Genomic DNA, 16,834 nt, shown 5'->3' on the forward strand with positions numbered 1-16,834 from the left:
ACGCCACCGAGTGGCACTCAACTGAGGAGCTTGATCATGCGCGCGATCGTCGTCGACCACACCGCGGCCGGACATCTTTCACTGGCCGAGGTGCCCGATCCGGTGCCGGCGCCGGACGAGGCCTTGGTGCGGGTCGGGGCGGTCTCGCTCAACTACGGCGAGGTCAAGGGCGCCACCGACCCTGGCACGCCCGACGGCACCGTGATCGGCTGGGACGCGGCGGGAGTGGTGGTCCGGGCCGCGGCCGACGGTTCCGGGCCGGCGGCCGGGACCCGCGTGGTCACCCTTGGCGAGACCGGCTGGGCCGAGCTGCGCGCGGTGGCCGCCCCGCGGCTCGGCGTCGTGCCGGACGGCGCCGATCTCGGTGCGGTCAGCACGGTCCCGGTCGCCGGGCTGAGCGCGCTGCACGTGCTGCGCCGGATGGGCCCGGTGCTCGGGCGCCGCGTGCTGATCACCGGCGCCTCGGGCGGGGTCGGCCGGTACGCGGTGCAGCTCGCCGCCCGTGCCGGGGCGGAGGTGGTGGCGATCAGCGGAAACCCCGCGCAGGAAGCAGCCTTGCGTTCGCTGGGCGCGGACGAGGTGCACGCCGATCCGTCCACTGTGGAGCGACCGGTGTTCGCGGTGCTGGACAACGTCGGCGGCCGGCAGATGGTGGACGCCTTCGCCGCCGTCGAGGCCGGTGGTGTGCTGGTGAGCGTGGGACGGTCTGCCGGGGCCGACGCGGTTTTCCCGCCCGACGCGTTCGTGCCCACCGAAGGGCGGCACGACCGGTCGATCCGCACGTTCTTCCTCTTCGGCGACCCGGCCACGGACTTCTCCGCCGACCTGACCTGGCTGGCCGCCGAAGTGGCCGCGGGCAGGCTCGACCCCGGGATCAGCCGGCGTGGCCCGTGGACCGGTTACAGCGAGGCGGCCGAGGCGCTGCTCGGTCGTCGCCTGCACGGCAAGGCGGTGCTGGACGTCGCCTGACCTGCCACGGGAGACCATCGCCAGGACCCGGCGACTGTCCGCGGCGGCGACCTGGTGAGTGCTAGACCGGTGCCGCGGGTTCGGGGCGCGGAGTTTCGCCGGGGGAGCAGGACTCGAACGTGCCGGGCCAGTCCACTTCGGACTCGGCGACCAGGATGTCGAAGATCGGCGTCTCGGAGCTGTGCTGGCTCATGGGTTTCCTCCCAGGTAGATCACGGGTACCGTCCTTCGACCGGTCGCGAGCTGGCGGCCGGCGGCAGTTCGCGGTTGGCTTCGGCGAGCCGGGACGCGACGGTCCAGCAGGACTCGCAGCCGGCGAGGTGGTCGGCGATCAGCCCGGCTTGGCGTTGCGGCACCCCGCCGCGCACCCACGTGCCCATCCGCCGGCGCGCTGCCAGGCACTGCGGCGTCGTCACCGCCGGGACCTGTGCCTGCAGGTAGGCCTGGCGCAGCCCCTCCCGCGCCCGCCTGGCCAGCACGGTGACCCCGTTCGGCGAGATGCCCAGCAACGGTGCCAGCTCCCGCGGCGAGTCGCCCTCGGCCTCGGTCCGCCACAGCACGGTCCGCCACCGGCCCGGCAGGGTGCTGTAGGCGGACCAGACCAGCTGCTCGTTCCACCGCCGGACCGCGAGCTCCTCGCCTCCGGCCACGTGCGCGTCCTCCTCCGTCTCCGGTGCCGTCCCGTACAGCTCGATCCGGTTCCGGTGGCGGCCCCAGTTGGCCGCCAGGTTCCGCATCGTGACCACCAGGTACGGCCGGAGGCTTTCCCGCGGCCCGCTTCCGGCGCGCACGGTGCTCAGTACGCGGATGAACGCCTCCGCGATCAGGTCGTCGTGGTCGGCGGGCTGGGCCGGCCAGCCCGCGGTGGTCCGGCGCAGCGGCCCGGCATGTCTGCGGAACAGCGCGTCCCACGCGCCGAGATCCCCGGCACGGACGGCATCGAGCAACACCGCGTCCGGCGGATCGTCCACGATGGCATTCCGCATCGCGTTCTCCAGGATCAGTAGTCCGGTCAAGGAGTGAGCACGTTTCGTGATCAACAAGCACCCAAAGTAACGGGCACAGCAGTGTACCCGCTACCTCGTGACAGATATGCTCCAGGTGATGACACCCGCAGCCGGCTCGCGCCAGACGGACGGCCGCGCGGCGCGCTGGGCGGGCCAGCGTGATCGCCGCCGCCGGGAGTTCGTCGAGGCCGCGCTGCGCGCGATCGCCGAGCACGGCCCGGACGTGACCACCGAACAGATCGCCGATGAGGCGGGCGTGGTCCGCACCCGGGTGTACAAGCACTTCGACGACACCGCCGATCTGCAGCGCACCATCGCCGACCGGGCCGCCGAACTGATCACCGAACAGCTCACCCCGTTGTGGGACCCGAGCGCGACGCCCATGCAGATGATCAGCACGGCGGTCGACGCGCACACCGGCTGGCTCGCCGAGCACGGCAACCTCTACCGCTATCTGACCAGGCACTCACAGGCCGGGCGGTACGCCGGCCGCGACGCCGTCGCCGACGTCAAGACGACCATCGCGCGACAGCTCACCCTGCTGTTCGAGCACTACCTGCGCACCTTCGAACTGGACGTCCGGATCGCCGAAACCCTTGCCTTCGGGCTGGTCGGGCTGGTCGACTCCAGTACCGCGCAATGGCTGGAGAACCCCCAGCAGGTTGCTCGCGGCGAGCTCGCCGGCCTGCTCACGCACTGGATCTGGCAGATCCTCGACGGCACACTCCGCGCCGGCGGTGTTGAGCTCGAACCCCATACCCGCCTCGCGGACCAGTCCCGGTCGCCGGTCCCGCCGCCACCGCGCCGGGAATAACCCGTCTCCGGTCGCGACTTGGTCCCGGACATGACCACCACTTCGTTCAACCCGCGCACGCTGCTCGCGCAGAGCCGGCTCGGTGTCCTCGCGACGATCAAATCGGACGGCCGTCCGCAGCTTTCCCCCGTCACGCCTTTCTACGACCAGAAGGCCGGTGTTCTCTACGTTTCGATGCGCGACGGCCTGGCCAAGACGTCGAACCTGCGCCGCGATCCCCGGGCCGCGCTGGAGGTCACCAGCCCCGACGGCTGGGCATGGGCGACCGCCGAAGGCACCGTGGCACTCACCGGGCCGGGAACCGACCCCAACGGCCCCGAAGTCGACGCGCTGGTGGAGTACTACCGCCTCGCCGCCGGCGAGCATCCGGACTGGGACGAGTACCGGTCGGTGATGGTGTCCGACCGCAGGGTGCTCATGACGATGACGGTCGAGCACGTGTACGGCGCCAGAATTCGCTGACTGCTTGGTGTCGAATCCCGGGTGAGCCGTTCGTGGAGTGGGTGAGCGGCCGCCACGAGGGCACCGCCTTGAGCGCAGGGGATTGAGATGTCGTACCCGGAACCCCCGGAACCCCCGGAACCCCCGGAACCCCCGGAACCCCCGGAACCCCCGGAACCCCCGGAACCCATAGCCCGCCGCATGTATGACCTGGTCGAGCCGATCGGTCTGGTGCCCTACCTTGCCGACGGGGCGGACGAGCCCCTGATGTCGCTGGGCCTGCGCAACCAGTGGGACGCCTACTTCGCCGGACGGGCCGCGCCGTTCGGCCGGTCGGTGCCGGCTGAGGTGGTCCACGCGGTGTTCTACAACTTCGCCCCTGGCGAGGTGGCACGCCACCTCCCGCGGGTCTGGGACCTGACCACGCCCGAGGCGGCGCTGGCCGCCCGCGAGCGGGGCTGCGTCGCGGCCCTGCGGCGGATCCTCGGTGAACTCGCCGATGCCCCCGGTGTCGCGCACGCCGGCGACCTCCTGCTGAGGGCGGCGACCAGCGCACCTGTGGAGGGACGACCCCTCTTCGCAGCGCTGCGCGCGCTCCCGGTACCGCAGGGGGCCGTGGCCAGGTTGTGGCACGCGGCCACCCTGCTCCGCGAGCACCGCGGCGACGGCCACACCGTCGCATTGGTGGCCGAGGGCGTCGGCGGGACGGAGGCCCACGTGCTGCACGCCCTGTCCGTTGATATGCCCGCGAAGGAGTTCGGCCGAGTCGGCCATCTCCCTGCCGCGCAGCTGACCGCGGTCGTCGACGGCATGCGCGCCCGCGGTCTCGTCGGCGCCGACGACTGGCTCACCGCCGCCGGCCGGGCCACGAAGGAACGAGTCGAAGCGCTGACCGACCGGCTCGCGGAGGCGCCGTACCACGCCCTGGACCCCAGCGAGCTCGACCTCCTCGTCACCGATCTCGAACCGATCTCAGCCGCCATCCGGCCTGCCTTCCCGTGGTAATCGCCGACTGCAGTCCGAAAGCGGAGGCCGCAGCTTGCTAGCGTCTTGGCTTCGGCGGGACGGTGCGGCAAGGAGGATCGGTGGCCTGGGCGGACCTTTTGCCATCGTGGGTTTCGGTCGAGCAGTGGCTCGCGCGGAACTGGTGGCAGGTTTCCGTCCCGGTCTTCGTGCTGCTCTGCCTTTGGCTGCTCAGGCGAAGTCGTTCCGGCGAGCCGGATCGAACCGAACTGACCATGCCGGCGCCGTTGTCGAGGCGCGCGATCGCGGTGGGCAGCTTGCTGGTGCTGATCGTGGGGGTGGCGGCCGTGACGTTGCTGCTGCGCTTCTACGGCGGTGGTGCGCCGAAGGACCAGCTGGATGCCATCCGGACGGCCGGAACCATTGTGGTGGGAACCGGCGGTGCGGTCGCGTTGTTGCTGACCGCCCGCCGGCAGCGCTCGATGGAACTCACGCTCAAGCACCAGGAGCAGGTCGCCGCCGACACCAGTCAGGACGCGGCGGAGCGGCGCGTCACCGAGCTCTACACCAAAGCCGTGGAGCAGTTGGGTGCCGACAACGCGATGGCGCGCGTCGGTGCCCTTTACGCCCTCGAGCGACTGGCGGAAAGCGCGCCGGAGCAGCGCGACACGGTGATCGAGGTGGTCTGCGCCTACCTGCGCATGCCGTATCAGGCTCAGGACGAGGAATTCGTGCGCGAGCGCCAGGCGCGACTCGCGGCGACCTCGATTCTGCACCGGCACCGCAGCGGGGTCGGTAGCCGGATCTGGGAGACGCGACAGCCCGTCGACCTCAGCGGGGCGAATCTCACGGACGCCGATCTCGGCGGCATCAGGCTGGTCGGCGGAAACCTGATCGACTGCGACCTGGAGCAGGCCGATCTCGGTGGTGCGAATCTGACCAGTGGGTATCTGCTGTACGCGAATCTCAAAGGTGCCTATCTCGACGGTGCCGTTCTGCATCGGGCCACCCTGGAACATGCCTGCCTCGAAGACGCCGAGCTGAGCGGTGCGGTGCTGGTCTGGGCGTCGCTGCGAGGTGCCCAGCTCGGCGGCGCCCGCTGGAGCGGGCAGACCAGATGGCCGCGGGGCCTCCGTGCCCTCGTGCGAGCCGCGTCGACCGAGGGAGTGGACGGCAGCTACCGCATCCAGGCGGGCTGGCGGGTACCGATGAGCCTGGAAGTCGCCGCGGACCGGGACTGAGTGCGGCTGACAGGGCCCGGAAGAACAAGACTGTTTCTCGGTGGGGCCGCCAGGCACGCTGAGGACCGGGGCCTGACACGGAGGATCGGCCCGGATCACCGGTGGATGGGGGCGCGTGTCCTTTGGCAGGCACGGAAATCGAGCGCGAGCAGGACTACCTCACGATGCTGTACGAGCATCTCGACGCGCTGCGGCGTGAAGCAGTGGATCGGCTGGATCGGCTGGCCGCGTTGTCGGCGCGGACCGGCGGGGACGGCACGTTGGATCGGGACCTGGCCCGGACCTGGCAGGTCGGTGAGGTCGCCCGCCTCGACGCGGTGGAGGAGGGACTGTGCTTCGGGCGGCTGGACGAGCAGGACGGCACTCGCGTCTACATCGGGCGGACCGGTTTGTTCCGGGACGACGAGGACGATCCCCTGCTGCTGGACTGGCGTGCGCCCGCCGCCCGGCCCTTCTACACCGCGACCGCCGCGGTTCCGCAGGGCGTGCGGCGCCGGCGACGCATCACCACGCGGGGTCGCCGGGTGGTGGCACTGGACGACGAAGTGCTCGACCCGGCCGGGGCCGATGAAGACGGGCTGATCGGCGAGGCCGCGCTGCTGGCGGCGGTGACCGCCGGGCGCACCGGCCGGATGCGCGACATCGTCTCGACCCTGCAGGCTGAGCAGGACCGGATCGTCCGCTCCGAGCATCCCGGTGTGCTCGTGGTCCAGGGCGGTCCCGGCACCGGCAAGACGGCGGTCGCCCTGCACCGGGTCGCCTACCTGCTCTACACGCACCGGCACCTCGGCGCGCGCGGTGTCCTGGTGGTCGGCCCCAGCCGGATCTTCCTCGACTACATCGGCCAGGTGCTGCCGGGCCTCGGCGAGAACAGCGTGGTGACCGCGACCATCGCGGACCTCTACCCCGGCGTCCGGGACGTTACTGCCGACCGCGCCGAGGCGCCCGAGACCGTCGAGCTGAAGGGCAGGGCGAGCATGGCCACGGTGCTGGCCACCGCCGTCCAAGACCGGGTCACCATCCCCGATGCACCCGTCGAGGTCGAGTTCGAACAGCAGCCGCTGCGGCTCGATCCGGCGGACTGCCACCGCGCGGCGCGTTCGGCCCGGCGGGCCGGGCTGCCGTACAACCAAGCCAGGCTGGTGTTCCACCGCGAACTCGTCGGCGTGCTCGTGCGGCGCCTCGTCGAACGCCTGGAGTCCGTCGTGCTCACCGACACCGGAGAGCCGATTGACGGCGGCGACCCCGGTGGCGCACTCGGCGCGGCCGATCTGCGCGCCCTCGAAGCCGCGGGTTTCATCGTGCACCCGGATGACCTGGGACCTCGCGACCTGCTGGACGAGGCCGACGTAGCGAACCTTCGCGACGCCCTGCTCACCGACGCCGGTGTCCAGGCCGCCCTCGACGATTGGTGGCCGCCGCTGACGCCGCAGCGGTTGCTGAACGAGCTGTACGCCGACCCCGCACAGGTCACCGGGTTGACCGGTGCCCAGCAACGACTGCTGCGACGGGAACCGGGCGGCTGGAGCCCTGCGGACGTGCCGCTGCTGGACGAGGCCGCCGCCCTGCTCGGGCACCGCGACGCCGGGAACACCGCCGGCGGCACGATCGCCGACCGGGCCGCCGCCGATCGGACCTGGACCTTCGGGCACGTTGTCGTGGACGAGGCACAGGAGCTGTCCGAGATGGCCTGGCGGCTGCTGATGCGCCGCTGCCCCAGCCGGTCCATGACCGTGGTCGGTGACCTCGCGCAGACCGGCGACCCGGCCGGCACCTCCTCCTGGGACCGGGTGCTCGGCCCGCACGTTGACGACCGTTGGCGGCTCGTCCCGCTCACCGTCAACTACCGCACGCCGGCCGAGATCATGGCCGCCACCACCGACCTGCTCGCCGCCCATCACCCCGGAATGAGCCCGCCGCACTCCGTCCGCTCAACCGGCGTTCCCCCGTGGCGGCTGCGCACCACCACCGCCGGCCTACCCGCAGCGACCGCCGAGTTCGCCGCGAAAGAGGCCGCCGCGCTCAGCACGGGACGGCTCGCGATCATCGCCCCACGAGCACAGATCGCCACACTGGCGGCGGTGCTCCGCGCGCAGTTTCCCGAGCTGTCGCACGGCACAAACCCGGCGCCGGAGAGCAAGGTCGTGCTGCTCACCGCCGAGCAGGCCAAAGGACTGGAGTTCGATTCGGTGCTGATCGCCGACCCTGCGGCGATACTGACCGGCTCCGCTCGTGGCCACAACGACCTCTACGTCGCGATGACCAGGACCACGCACCGGCTCGGCATCCTGCATCCCGGACCACCACCTGCCGAGCTGGTCACCGTGGCGGAAGTTCACCAGCCCTGAGCGGGTCACAGGGAGCGGAGGTGCGCGCGGATGTTGCCGGCCTCCGGATCGTCCAGCTTGGTGTAGAGCGCCAGCGCGCGTTCCCAGTGGTAGCGGGCCCGCCCGAGATCTCCGGTGGCCCGGTACCCCTTGGCGAGCCCGGTGTGCGCGCCAGCCTGGTCGTCGGAGTCGCCGGTGCCGATGGCGACCTTCAGCGCGGCGGCGTGCTGGGCGCGGGCGTCCACGGCCTGCCCGGTGCCGTAGAGGGCTTCGCCGAGGCCGTTGAGCGCGTGCGCTTCGCCGCGCCGCTCGCCCAGTTCGCGGAACAGTTCCAGCGCCCGCACGTGGTGCTCGATGGCGGCGGGGTAGTGGCCTTGCCGTTCGTCGACGTCGCCGAGGTTGGTCAGTGCGTAAGCCTCTCCGCGTCGCTCGCCGAGTTCCTGGAAGAGAGTCAGCGCCTGCTGGAAATGGCCTGCCGCGGAAAGGTGGTGGCCGAGCCGCATGGACACGTAGCCGAGGTTGAGCAGGGTGTACGCCTCACCGGCCCGGTAGCCGGTGTCCCGGCAGAGCGTGCGGCCCTGCTGCAGGCGTTCGGCGGCGGAAAGGTAATGGCCCTGCCGTTCCTCGATGATGCCGAGGTTGGACAACGCCCGCGCGGCCCCGACCCGGTCGCCGGTCTTGCTGTAGAGCGCCAGCGCCCGCTGCTGGTTCTCCGCGGCGGGCTGGTAGTTGCCGAGCCGCTCGTCGATGATGCCGATGTTGGACAGCGCGTGCGCTTCGCCGACCCGGTCACCGAGTTCCCGGAACAGCGCGAGGGCCTGCCGGAGATGGGTGGCCGCGGCAGGGTAGCGGCCGAGGCGCCAGAAGACGGTGCCGAGATGGCTCAGTGCCTGCGCCCGTTCGGTCCGGTCGCGGGCGGCCCGCAGCGCGTGCCCGTGGATGAGCAGCGCGTTCGGGTAGCTGCCGCCGTCGAGGTAGTGGAACAGGGTGGCGGCGAGCCGGCTGGTGTGGCCCGGCCAGCCGTGGTCGGCCGCGTAGCCGCAGACGATGGTGAGCGTCGGCAGCTCGGCGTCGAGCCAGGCATGCGCTTCGGCGGGGCCGGGCAGGGGCGGGCGGGGCGTTTCGGGTTCCCCGGCCTCGGGCCGGTGTTCGAGCTCGGCCGGATGCAGCAGGTCTATCGCGGCCGTCGCGGTGCCGAGGTAGTGGTCCAGGAGCCGGGTCAGTGCCGCCCGGCGGTCGGCCTCGGGTTCCTCGGCCTGCGCGAGCTGGATCGCGTAGGCGCGCAGCAGGTCGTGCATGCCGTGCCGGCCCGGCGAGGTGGCCTGGCTCAGGTGGGCGCGGCGCAGGATGCCGAGCAGCCGGACGGCTTCGTCGAGCGTGCCGCGCAGCAGCGCGGCGGCGGCGAAGGGATCCAGGTCGGCGCCGGGATGCAGGCCGAACAGGCGGAAGGCGCGCGCGGCGTCGGGCGGCAGGTGCTGGTAGGACCAGGAGAACACCGCGCGCACCGCGGCCCGCTGGTCCCCGCCGGCGTCCAGCAGTTCCAGCCGCCGCCCTCGATCGGCCAGTTCCCCGGCCAGCTCGGACAGGCGGGCGGCTGGCCGCGAGATGGCCAGCTCGGCGGCGACCCGCAGCGCCAGTGGCAGCCGCACGCAGCGTTCCGCCAGCAGCTCGGCGGCCTTGGGCTCGGTCGCCACCCTGGTGTCGATCAGCGTGCCCAGCAGGGCCACCGCGTCCTCCATCGGGAGCAGGTCCAGGTCGATCCGGTGCGCACCGTGCAGCGCGACCAGGCCGGCGAGGCTGTCGCGGCTGGTCACCACGACCGCGCAGTGCGGCGTGCCGGGAAGCAGCGGGCGCACCTGCTCGACCGAGCCCGCGTTGTCCAGCAGCACCAGCATCCGGCGGCCGGAGATCTCCGTCCGGAAGCGCGAGGCGCGGTCCTCCAGCTCCAGCGGGATCTCGTGGTCGGGAACGCCGAGCGCGCCGAGGAAGCTGACGAGCGCCTCGCCGGGGGACATCGGCTGGTCCGGGTCGTAGCCGCGGAGGTTGACGTACAGCTGACCGTCCGGGAAGCGGTCGCGAACCCGGTGACCCCACCGGATCGCCAGCGCGGTCTTGCCAACCCCGGCGGTACCGGAGATGGTGGCGACCACCGTCCCCGGCGCGCCCTCGGCCAGTAGCCGGTCCAAAGTGGACAACTCGCCGGCCCTGCTGGTGAAACCGGGCACGTCCGCGGGAAGCTGAGCGGGTGGCGTCCTGACCCGGTCGGGGATGGTGACCACGGCGGGGCCGCCGCTGTTGCGCAGCAGGGTCGAGTGCGCCGAGTTCAATTCCGGGCCGGGATCCACGCCGAGTTCGTCGACGAGCCGGCGCCGAGCCTCCTGGTAGGTGCTGAACGCCTGCGCGCGGCGCCCGGCGGCCTGGTAGGCCCGGATCAGCCTGGCCTGCGCGGCCTCGTCGAGGGGATGGTCGACGGCGGCTTCTTCGAGCACGGGCAGTGCTTCGGCGGCGGCGCCGGTGGCGATCATCAGCTCGCCATACCTCGCCACGGCGGTGAACCGTTCCTCCGCCAGTGCGACCACTTTCGGATGCGTGGCGAGGAAGGGCACATCGGCCAGCGGGCGGCCTTCCCACATCCGGAGCGCGGTGCTGAGCAGGTCCGCTGCGCCGGCGAGGTCACCGGCATGGCGGGCCCCGTTCGCCCGGTCGACGAGATCGCGGAAGCCGACGAGATCGAGTTCCCCGGCGGCGACCCGCAACGCGTACCCGTCGCCGAGCTGAGGCAGGACAGCACTTTTGGTATGCGGTCTCCGGCCTGGTTCGAGCAGCCGGCGCAGGTGCTTCACCCTGGTCTGGATGACGTTGACCGCGGTGGACGGCGGGCGGTCGCCCCACAGCGCGTCGACGAGGTCGCCGCGGGACAGCGGCCTGCCGCAGCTCAGCGCGAGCAGGCCCAGCACCGCTCGCTGACCGGTCGGGCCCAGCGCCACCTCTTCCGTGCTGTGCCACGCCCGCACCGGGCCGAGAACCTGGACCCGCACTCGCCACCTCCGACCGCCCGCTCGGATTGCCCGGCGCCTGTGTCCAGTCCCCATCCAGTTTTCGGCCAGTCGCTTTGCGCACTCTGTTCGCCGAAGGTATCCGGGGGTCAGCGGAGTGGCAAGAAAAAACCGGCCGCTGCGCTGTTCAGACGCCCCGGCACCGCCATTAGAAGGAGAGGGAGAATGATTCGATCTTCACGGGCACGGCTGGCCGCGATGGCCGCCGGGCTGCTCGTGCTCGCCGGCGCCACCGCGGCCCGAGCCGCCGCGGCGGACCCTGCCGCGGCGGTACCGGAGACGGCCGCGAGCCCGGTCTGCGTGGACCCGATCACCGGTGTGCCGTTCCTGCCGTCCTGGTACGGCACGACCAGCGACGACTATCTATGGGCACAGGCCGGCGCCGTGCTCTACGCCGATTCGGGCGACGACATGGCGATCACCGACCTGGTCGGCAGCCGCGCGGTGGCCTGCCTCGGGGACGGCGCGGATACCTTGGGAAACAGCGATCCCGCGCAGTATTCGCAGGGAGCCTTCGGGGTTCGCGGCGGGGCGGGAACCGACAACCTCACCGGCGGCACCGGGAACGACGTGCTGACCGGTGACGAGGGCAACGACACCCTGGTGGGCGGGCCGGGCCGGGACACCGTCAACGGCGGACCGGGCATCGACCGCTGCGACGGTGAGGTCAAGATCGACTGCGAGCTGCCGTTCGGCTGAGCGGACGCGAGCGGACCAAAAAGACGACCCATTCTTCCGGGTCGTCTTTTTGCCGTCCGCGGCAATCGCGGCGCGCTCCCATTCAGTTGTCGTCCAATTTATTTTCAGGCGACCGCGTCATTCTCTGGCGGTAAGGTATTTCGGCTCATCGCAAGGGAGTGCATGATGACCCGTTTCTCCGCCAACCGTTCGATCGCCGCGCTGGCCGGTGCGCTGGCGCTGGCCGGCGCCGTGGCCGCCGCACCCGCCGTCGCGGCTGAGTCGCCCGCCGCCGATGCCCAGTCCACGACCTGCGTCGACCCGCGCAACGGCGTGCCCTTCCTCGCGTCCTGGCTGGGGACCCAGGGGGGCGACATCCTGTGGCTGCAGCCGGGCGCCGCCGTGGCCGCGCTGGGCGGCGCCGACCTGGTGCTCACCAACCTGGCCGACCCCAGCGCCGTCGCCTGCCTCGGCAACGGGGGAGACACCTTCGGCAACAGCGACCTGCAGCAGGTGTCCCGCGGTTCGTTCGGGGTGAACGGCGGCAACGGCAACGACACGATCATGGGCGGGGACGGCAACGACTACCTCGCCGGTGACCGCGGCCAGTTCGGGGAGCCGGACGTGCCGGGCGTCGGTGGGAACGACACCCTGGTCGGCGGCCCCGGTATGGACACCGCCGACGGCGGCCCCGGGATCGACCGGTGCGACGCCGAGATCGAGATCAACTGCGAGCTTTGACCCTGGGGGTTTCCACGGGCCGGGTGTTTCGGCACCCGGTCCGCGGAACTCACGCGTGGGTACCGCCGTCGATGCGGATTTCGGTGCCCGTGATGAACTTGCCGTCCTCCGATGCGAGCATGGCCACCACCCCGGCCACGGTCTCCGGTTCGGCGAAGCCCTCACCGATGGCGGGCAGCAGCTTCGTGAACAGCGACCAGTCGACGTCCTGCGGCACGAACTCGGTGAAGTGGTTGGTGATGCCGCTGGAGACGCTGCCCGGCTTGACCGACACCGCGCGCAGGCCCTGGCGCGAGTACTCCAGCGCGATGGCGTGGGTGAACGCTTCGACCGCGCCCTTGCTGGCCGAGTAGGCCGCCAGGAACGGGTGCGCGAAGCTGGCCGAAGTGGAGCTGAAGTTCACGATCACGCCGTGGCCGCTGTCGAGCAGCGCGGGCAGGGCGGCCCGGGTGACCAGGAAGGTGCCGGTCGCGTTGACCGCGAGGATGCGGTTCCACAGTTCCAGCGAGAACTCGTGCGTGTGCCCGCCGCGGAGCATGCCGGCCGCGTTGACCAGCACGTCCAGGCCGCCCAGCCGGTCGATGGCGTCGCCGACGACCGCACCGACCGCCTGCTCGTCGGCGATGTCGAGTTCACCGGTCGTCAGCCGTTCGCCGGTGCCGGCCCGGCCGGCGAGTTCGGCGGTCTCTTCGAGGCCATCGGCGGCCACGTCGGCGGTGACCACGGTGGCGCCCTCGGCGAGCAGGCGCAGGACGGTGGCCCTGCCGATGCCCGAAGCCCCGCCGGTGACCAGCACCCGGCGGCCGGTGAATCGGTCCATCTGCGCTCCTTGGTTCGTCCGGTCCGTCATACCGCAGTCCTGCCGAGCTCGATCAGCCGGGCCAGTGTTCCGGGTGGGATGGCGAGGCCGCCGAAGTTCAGGAACTGCCGCAGGGGCATCGAGCCTGCCATCCGCAGCAGGTCTTCGCCTGCAGTGCCATCAGTGCCGTCGGCGAGGTGCTGGGTGATGGCGGGCCCGGCGACGGGGTGGGTGAACCACTCTTCGACCGTGGAGTCGAGGGAAAGGACCCAGGTGATGGTGTCCCCGGTCAGTGTCACGGTCCGTTCGGCGGCGATCTCCGCCGCGCTGTGTCCTATTTGGACTGTGTAGTCGCCAGGAGCAACCACCCAGCGGGAGAGCTCGACGTCGTAGTAGCCGAAAGCGCGGCGGCCGAGTGCCAGCTCGACCTCGCGCGACTCTCCTGGTTGGACGGTGACCTTGGTGAACGCCCGAAGCTCACGGGCCGGACGCCGGACCGGCCCCGCGGTGGTGGCGACGTAGACCTGCACCACGTGCTTACCGGCTCGTTGCCCGGTGTTGGTCACGGTCAGCGAGACGGTGGCGGTGTCGTCGCCGGTGGGCGCGACGGACAGGTCGTCGGTGCGGAAGCCGGTATAGCTCAGCCCGTGGCCGAACGGGTAGCGGACGGGCACCTCGCAGGTTTCGTAGTAGCGGTAACCCACCATGACGCCCTCGCCGTAGCGGACGTGTCCCTGCTCACCGGGGAAGTTGAGGTAGCTGGGATTGTCCTGCAGGCGCAGCGGGATGCTTTCGGCCAGCCGGCCCGACGGGCAGGTCACGCCGAAGAGCAGATCCGCGAGCGCGCCACCGCCGGCCTGGCCGAGCAGCCAGCCGTCGAGGATCGCGTCCACCTCGTCGTGCCAGCCTTCCAGGGAGAGCACGCCGCCGTGGGAGAGCACGACGACCGTGCGCTCGCTGGCGGCCGCGACCGCGCGGATGGCCCGCACCTGATCCGCGGGCAGCGCGATGGCCGTCCGGTCGAAGCCTTCGGACTCGTCCTTTTCGCTCAGTCCGGCGAATACGACGGCGATATCGGCCTTCGTGGCGACAGCGGCCGCGTCCTCCGCGAGTCGCCGCTCATGGCCGGATCCGTCCAGGGTGAACCCGGGCGCGTAGGTCACGGATGTGCCGATGGCCCGGATCGCGTCCAGCGCGGTGTCCACTTTGGTCGGATTGATGTGTGAGCTGCCGCCGCCCTGATACCGAGGACTCGCGGCGAACTCGCCGATCACGGCGATCCGCGCGTCCGTCCGCAGCGGCAGGGTGGCGTGTTCGTTGCGCAGCAGTACCGCGCAGTCCGCGGCGAGTTCCCTGGCCAGCGAGTGGTGCGCGGCCGCCTGGATCTCCCCGGCCGGTGCCGCGGCCAGTCCGGTGAGTGCGAGCACGCGGCGGACCGACCGGTCCACCACCGCTTCGTCCAGTTCGCCCCGGCGGACGGCGTGCACGATCTCTTCGTCGGTGCGCCCGCCGCTGCCGGGCATCTCGAGGTCGAGCCCGGCGACCAGCGCGGCCACCCGGTCACCGACCGCGCCCCAGTCCGACACCACCGCACCACGGAAGCCCCATTCGTCGCGCAGGACTTCGGTGAGCAGCCGGTGGTGCTGCGCGGCCTTCACCCCGTTCACGCGGTTGTAGGAGCACATGACCGTCGCCGGGTCCGCCTCCGTGACCACTCGTTCGAAGGCCGGCAGGTAGATCTCCCGCAGCGTGCGCTCGTCCACGTCGGCGCTGACCCGCATCCGGTCGGTCTCCTGGTTGTTCGCGGCGAAGTGCTTCACCGACGCGCCAACGCCTTCAGCCTGCATGGCCCGCACGTGCGCGGCGCCGAGCACCCCGGACAGCAGCGGGTCTTCCGAGTAGTACTCGAAGTTGCGCCCGCACAACGGCGACCGCTTGATGTTCACGCCGGGCCCGAGCACCACGTCGACCCCGAGGGCACGTGCTTCGCGGCCGATCGCGGCGCCGGCACTGGCCGCGACCTCGGCGTCCCAGCTCGAACCGACGGCCGCCGCGGGCGGGAAGCAGGTGGCGGGCAGGCTGTCGTGGATGCCGAGGTGGTCGTCCGCGCCGGCTTGGCGGCGCAGGCCGTGCGGGCCGTCGGTGAGCACGATCGAGGGGACGCCGGCCGTCTCCAGCGGCTTGGTGCTCCAGAAGTCCCGCCCGGACAGCAGCGACGCCTTCTGCTCGAGGGTGAGGTCGGCAAGGTCCGGCATGTGGCTGTTCCTTCCTGGATGGAGATCGCCTCAGGATTCTCACCCGCCGGAGAGCGTGTCGCCGGTTGAAGACGAGCCCGGTCCGGCCGGTACCGGAGGCAGTTCGAAGGCAGCCGGCCCGAGCGGCGTTGCCCCGAGTGGGTGCCGCCGGGTGATCCTTAACCGTGAGGCTTGCGCCGGTGCGGAGGACAGGCCCGTTCGGAATGCTGATCCGAGAAGGAGAGCACGAATGACCGTCCCCGCACCTCGCTCCGCCCCAGGCTGCCAGCCGGCACCATCGGCGCCGGTCGGCAACTACCTCACCAGCCAATTCCGGCCGGGGATCAGCCCGGACGGCCAGTACGTGGTGCTGCCGAGGGCGGTCCTCGAGCGGCTCCCGCGGCGGTTGCAGCACCTGGTCGTCGACGTGCTGAACGCGGTGCACGCCCAGATGCCGGTCGAAACCACGCCGGTGTACCGGGTAGGGCCGTCCGCGTGGTTCGAGATCGACGGCCTCGACGAGGAACGGCTGCAGGAAGCCGGCATCATCGTCGAGTTCGAGGCCGATGGCGAACTGGTCTACCGCGACCTCCGCACCGGGCACTGCCTGACCGAGGACGAACGGCACCTCTGCGTGCTGCTCGACACGCCCGATCCGTTGTCGCAGGGCGTCCCGGAACGCTGCTGACGCGGCGTTAGGCCGGTTCGCAGAGCGTGCGCACGGTGCGCAGCTCGTCCTGGACGATCGCCATCTGCCGGGCGACCGCGTCTTCGGGCACGTCGCCGGGGAAGAAGAGCGTGAACTGGTACTCGCTGCCGTCGCCGTTGGGCAGCACCCGGGTGAACGCGCCGAGGCGCGGGTCCGCGGCGGCGAGCAGGTCGACCGTGCCGTGCTCGCGGGAGACGCGCACGGTGATGCGCGTTTCCCCTTCGCCGTTGTCGACGAGCCAGTCGTCACCGTCGGGACGGACGGCACGGGCTACCCCGGGAGCCCAGCGGGGCAGGTTGTGCGGGTCGGCCACGAGGTCGAGGACGGCCTCCGGCGGGGCGTCGATCGAGGTCGTCCGCGTTTCGGCGCGTGAGCTTGATTTAGTAGGCATATGTAGATCGTACGCTGATGCGTACGAGTTTGTCACTCTACGATCCGGGCATGGAACGTGAGGATCTCGGCGCGCTGCTCGCGCGCATCACGCGCCGGCTGATCGACGCGGAGCGACCGCTGCTGAGCAGGCACGGGCTCTCGATGTGGGCCTACAGCGCGCTTTCCCGGCTCGCTCAGCAGCCGGCGGCCACGCAGCAGGCCCTCGCCGGCGCGATCGGCTACGACAAGACGCGGCTGATCGCGCTGCTCGACGGGCTGGAGGAGGACGGGCTGATCGTCCGCGAGCCGGACCCCGCCGACCGACGGGCGCACACCGTCCGCCTGACCGAGGCCGGCGAGGCCCGCCACGCCGCTGTCCAGGCCGACATCCGCGCGATGGAAGACCAGCTGCTGGGCGAGCTGACCGCGGCCGAGAAGCGTGCCCTGCTCGGCACGCTGTCCCGGCTCGCCAGGGAGTAAGGC

Annotated in this window: 16 protein-coding genes; 10 read left to right on the forward strand and 6 right to left on the reverse strand. The window is 71.5% G+C overall.

The window, feature by feature from the left end:
- The first annotated feature begins 36 nt into the window (after window positions 1-36).
- Window positions 37-969 (forward strand): zinc-binding dehydrogenase, encoded by a 933-nt coding sequence (locus AMYNI_RS0137385; protein ID WP_020673240.1) that lies wholly within the window; start codon window positions 37-39, stop codon window positions 967-969.
- Between the two features lie 61 nt (window positions 970-1,030).
- Here AMYNI_RS0137385 and AMYNI_RS50630 read toward each other — a convergent pair whose 3' ends face one another.
- Together AMYNI_RS50630 and AMYNI_RS0137395 are read right to left on the reverse strand one after the other, a co-directional pair.
- A complete protein-coding gene (locus AMYNI_RS50630; protein WP_020673241.1) occupies window positions 1,031-1,162 on the reverse strand; it encodes a hypothetical protein in 132 nt (43 codons plus the stop codon).
- Between the two features lie 19 nt (window positions 1,163-1,181).
- Window positions 1,182-1,955, reverse strand: coding sequence for an RNA polymerase sigma factor (locus AMYNI_RS0137395; protein ID WP_026361412.1), 774 nt, complete (start codon window positions 1,953-1,955; stop codon window positions 1,182-1,184).
- A 118-nt stretch (window positions 1,956-2,073) separates the two neighbouring features.
- On the opposite strand from AMYNI_RS0137395, the gene AMYNI_RS0137400 reads away from it, so the two are divergent.
- The 5 genes from AMYNI_RS0137400 (at window position 2,074) to AMYNI_RS0137420 (ending at window position 7,783) form a co-directional block, all read left to right on the forward strand.
- Window positions 2,074-2,790, forward strand: coding sequence for a TetR/AcrR family transcriptional regulator (locus AMYNI_RS0137400; RefSeq protein WP_051116624.1), 717 nt, complete (start codon window positions 2,074-2,076; stop codon window positions 2,788-2,790).
- Window positions 2,791-2,820: 30 nt separating this feature from the next.
- The gene (locus tag AMYNI_RS0137405) at window positions 2,821-3,252 is read left to right on the forward strand and encodes a PPOX class F420-dependent oxidoreductase (protein WP_020673244.1); all 432 of its coding nucleotides are present in this window, start codon (window positions 2,821-2,823) and stop codon (window positions 3,250-3,252) included.
- A 180-nt stretch (window positions 3,253-3,432) separates the two neighbouring features.
- Window positions 3,433-4,236 carry an SCO6745 family protein gene (locus tag AMYNI_RS0137410; RefSeq protein ID WP_020673245.1) on the forward strand — a complete coding sequence of 268 codons (804 nt, stop codon included), beginning with the start codon at window positions 3,433-3,435 and terminating at the stop codon, window positions 4,234-4,236.
- Window positions 4,237-4,316: 80 nt separating this feature from the next.
- Window positions 4,317-5,435 carry a pentapeptide repeat-containing protein gene (locus tag AMYNI_RS47595; RefSeq protein ID WP_020673246.1) on the forward strand — a complete coding sequence of 373 codons (1,119 nt, stop codon included), beginning with the start codon at window positions 4,317-4,319 and terminating at the stop codon, window positions 5,433-5,435.
- Between the two features lie 122 nt (window positions 5,436-5,557).
- Entirely contained in the window at window positions 5,558-7,783 is a 2,226-nt protein-coding gene (locus AMYNI_RS0137420) for an AAA family ATPase (RefSeq protein WP_020673247.1), read from the forward strand.
- A gap of 5 nt (window positions 7,784-7,788) precedes the next feature.
- Here AMYNI_RS0137420 and AMYNI_RS0137425 read toward each other — a convergent pair whose 3' ends face one another.
- Window positions 7,789-10,800 (reverse strand): AfsR/SARP family transcriptional regulator, encoded by a 3,012-nt coding sequence (locus AMYNI_RS0137425; RefSeq protein ID WP_020673248.1) that lies wholly within the window; start codon window positions 10,798-10,800, stop codon window positions 7,789-7,791.
- Between the two features lie 183 nt (window positions 10,801-10,983).
- Between AMYNI_RS0137425 and AMYNI_RS50635 the strand changes: the two genes are divergently transcribed.
- Window positions 10,984-11,517, forward strand: coding sequence for a calcium-binding protein (locus AMYNI_RS50635; RefSeq protein WP_026361413.1), 534 nt, complete (start codon window positions 10,984-10,986; stop codon window positions 11,515-11,517).
- 165 nt (window positions 11,518-11,682) lie between these two features.
- The gene (locus AMYNI_RS50640) at window positions 11,683-12,237 is read left to right on the forward strand and encodes a hypothetical protein (RefSeq protein ID WP_157357643.1); all 555 of its coding nucleotides are present in this window, start codon (window positions 11,683-11,685) and stop codon (window positions 12,235-12,237) included.
- 49 nt (window positions 12,238-12,286) lie between these two features.
- Here AMYNI_RS50640 and AMYNI_RS0137440 read toward each other — a convergent pair whose 3' ends face one another.
- Window positions 12,287-13,057 carry an SDR family NAD(P)-dependent oxidoreductase gene (locus AMYNI_RS0137440; protein ID WP_020673251.1) on the reverse strand — a complete coding sequence of 257 codons (771 nt, stop codon included), beginning with the start codon at window positions 13,055-13,057 and terminating at the stop codon, window positions 12,287-12,289.
- Between the two features lie 26 nt (window positions 13,058-13,083).
- Complete coding sequence (locus AMYNI_RS0137445) at window positions 13,084-15,291, reverse strand: glycoside hydrolase family 3 C-terminal domain-containing protein (RefSeq protein WP_020673252.1); 2,208 nt, start codon at window positions 15,289-15,291, stop codon at window positions 13,084-13,086.
- Between the two features lie 229 nt (window positions 15,292-15,520).
- On the opposite strand from AMYNI_RS0137445, the gene AMYNI_RS47600 reads away from it, so the two are divergent.
- The gene (locus tag AMYNI_RS47600) at window positions 15,521-15,958 is read left to right on the forward strand and encodes a hypothetical protein (protein ID WP_020673253.1); all 438 of its coding nucleotides are present in this window, start codon (window positions 15,521-15,523) and stop codon (window positions 15,956-15,958) included.
- 7 nt (window positions 15,959-15,965) lie between these two features.
- Here AMYNI_RS47600 and AMYNI_RS0137455 read toward each other — a convergent pair whose 3' ends face one another.
- Window positions 15,966-16,370, reverse strand: coding sequence for an SRPBCC family protein (locus tag AMYNI_RS0137455; protein WP_026361414.1), 405 nt, complete (start codon window positions 16,368-16,370; stop codon window positions 15,966-15,968).
- 50 nt (window positions 16,371-16,420) lie between these two features.
- On the opposite strand from AMYNI_RS0137455, the gene AMYNI_RS0137460 reads away from it, so the two are divergent.
- A complete protein-coding gene (locus AMYNI_RS0137460; RefSeq protein ID WP_020673255.1) occupies window positions 16,421-16,831 on the forward strand; it encodes a MarR family winged helix-turn-helix transcriptional regulator in 411 nt (136 codons plus the stop codon).
- Window positions 16,832-16,834 lie beyond the last annotated feature (3 nt).

The organism is Amycolatopsis nigrescens CSC17Ta-90, assembly GCF_000384315.1.
GTDB classification, from domain to species: Bacteria; Actinomycetota; Actinomycetes; order Mycobacteriales; family Pseudonocardiaceae; genus Amycolatopsis; species Amycolatopsis nigrescens.

What these genes read in the sequence shown, in the direction of transcription:
- AMYNI_RS50640 (WP_157357643.1), top strand. Translation starts at nt 11,683, where the DNA reads ATGACCCGTTTCTCCGCCAACCGTTCGATCGCCGCGCTGGCCGGTGCG.
- AMYNI_RS50635 (WP_026361413.1), top strand. Translation starts at nt 10,984, where the DNA reads ATGATTCGATCTTCACGGGCACGGCTGGCCGCGATGGCCGCCGGGCTG.
- AMYNI_RS0137460 (WP_020673255.1), top strand. Translation starts at nt 16,421, where the DNA reads ATGGAACGTGAGGATCTCGGCGCGCTGCTCGCGCGCATCACGCGCCGG.
- AMYNI_RS50630 (WP_020673241.1), bottom strand. Translation starts at nt 1,162, where the DNA reads ATGAGCCAGCACAGCTCCGAGACGCCGATCTTCGACATCCTGGTCGCC.
- AMYNI_RS47600 (WP_020673253.1), top strand. Translation starts at nt 15,521, where the DNA reads ATGACCGTCCCCGCACCTCGCTCCGCCCCAGGCTGCCAGCCGGCACCA.
- AMYNI_RS0137405 (WP_020673244.1), top strand. Translation starts at nt 2,821, where the DNA reads ATGACCACCACTTCGTTCAACCCGCGCACGCTGCTCGCGCAGAGCCGG.
- AMYNI_RS0137395 (WP_026361412.1), bottom strand. Translation starts at nt 1,955, where the DNA reads ATGCGGAATGCCATCGTGGACGATCCGCCGGACGCGGTGTTGCTCGAT.
- AMYNI_RS0137385 (WP_020673240.1), top strand. Translation starts at nt 37, where the DNA reads ATGCGCGCGATCGTCGTCGACCACACCGCGGCCGGACATCTTTCACTG.
- AMYNI_RS0137410 (WP_020673245.1), top strand. Translation starts at nt 3,433, where the DNA reads ATGTATGACCTGGTCGAGCCGATCGGTCTGGTGCCCTACCTTGCCGAC.
- AMYNI_RS0137400 (WP_051116624.1), top strand. Translation starts at nt 2,074, where the DNA reads ATGACACCCGCAGCCGGCTCGCGCCAGACGGACGGCCGCGCGGCGCGC.
- AMYNI_RS0137440 (WP_020673251.1), bottom strand. Translation starts at nt 13,057, where the DNA reads ATGGACCGATTCACCGGCCGCCGGGTGCTGGTCACCGGCGGGGCTTCG.
- AMYNI_RS0137445 (WP_020673252.1), bottom strand. Translation starts at nt 15,291, where the DNA reads ATGCCGGACCTTGCCGACCTCACCCTCGAGCAGAAGGCGTCGCTGCTG.
- AMYNI_RS0137455 (WP_026361414.1), bottom strand. Translation starts at nt 16,370, where the DNA reads ATGCCTACTAAATCAAGCTCACGCGCCGAAACGCGGACGACCTCGATC.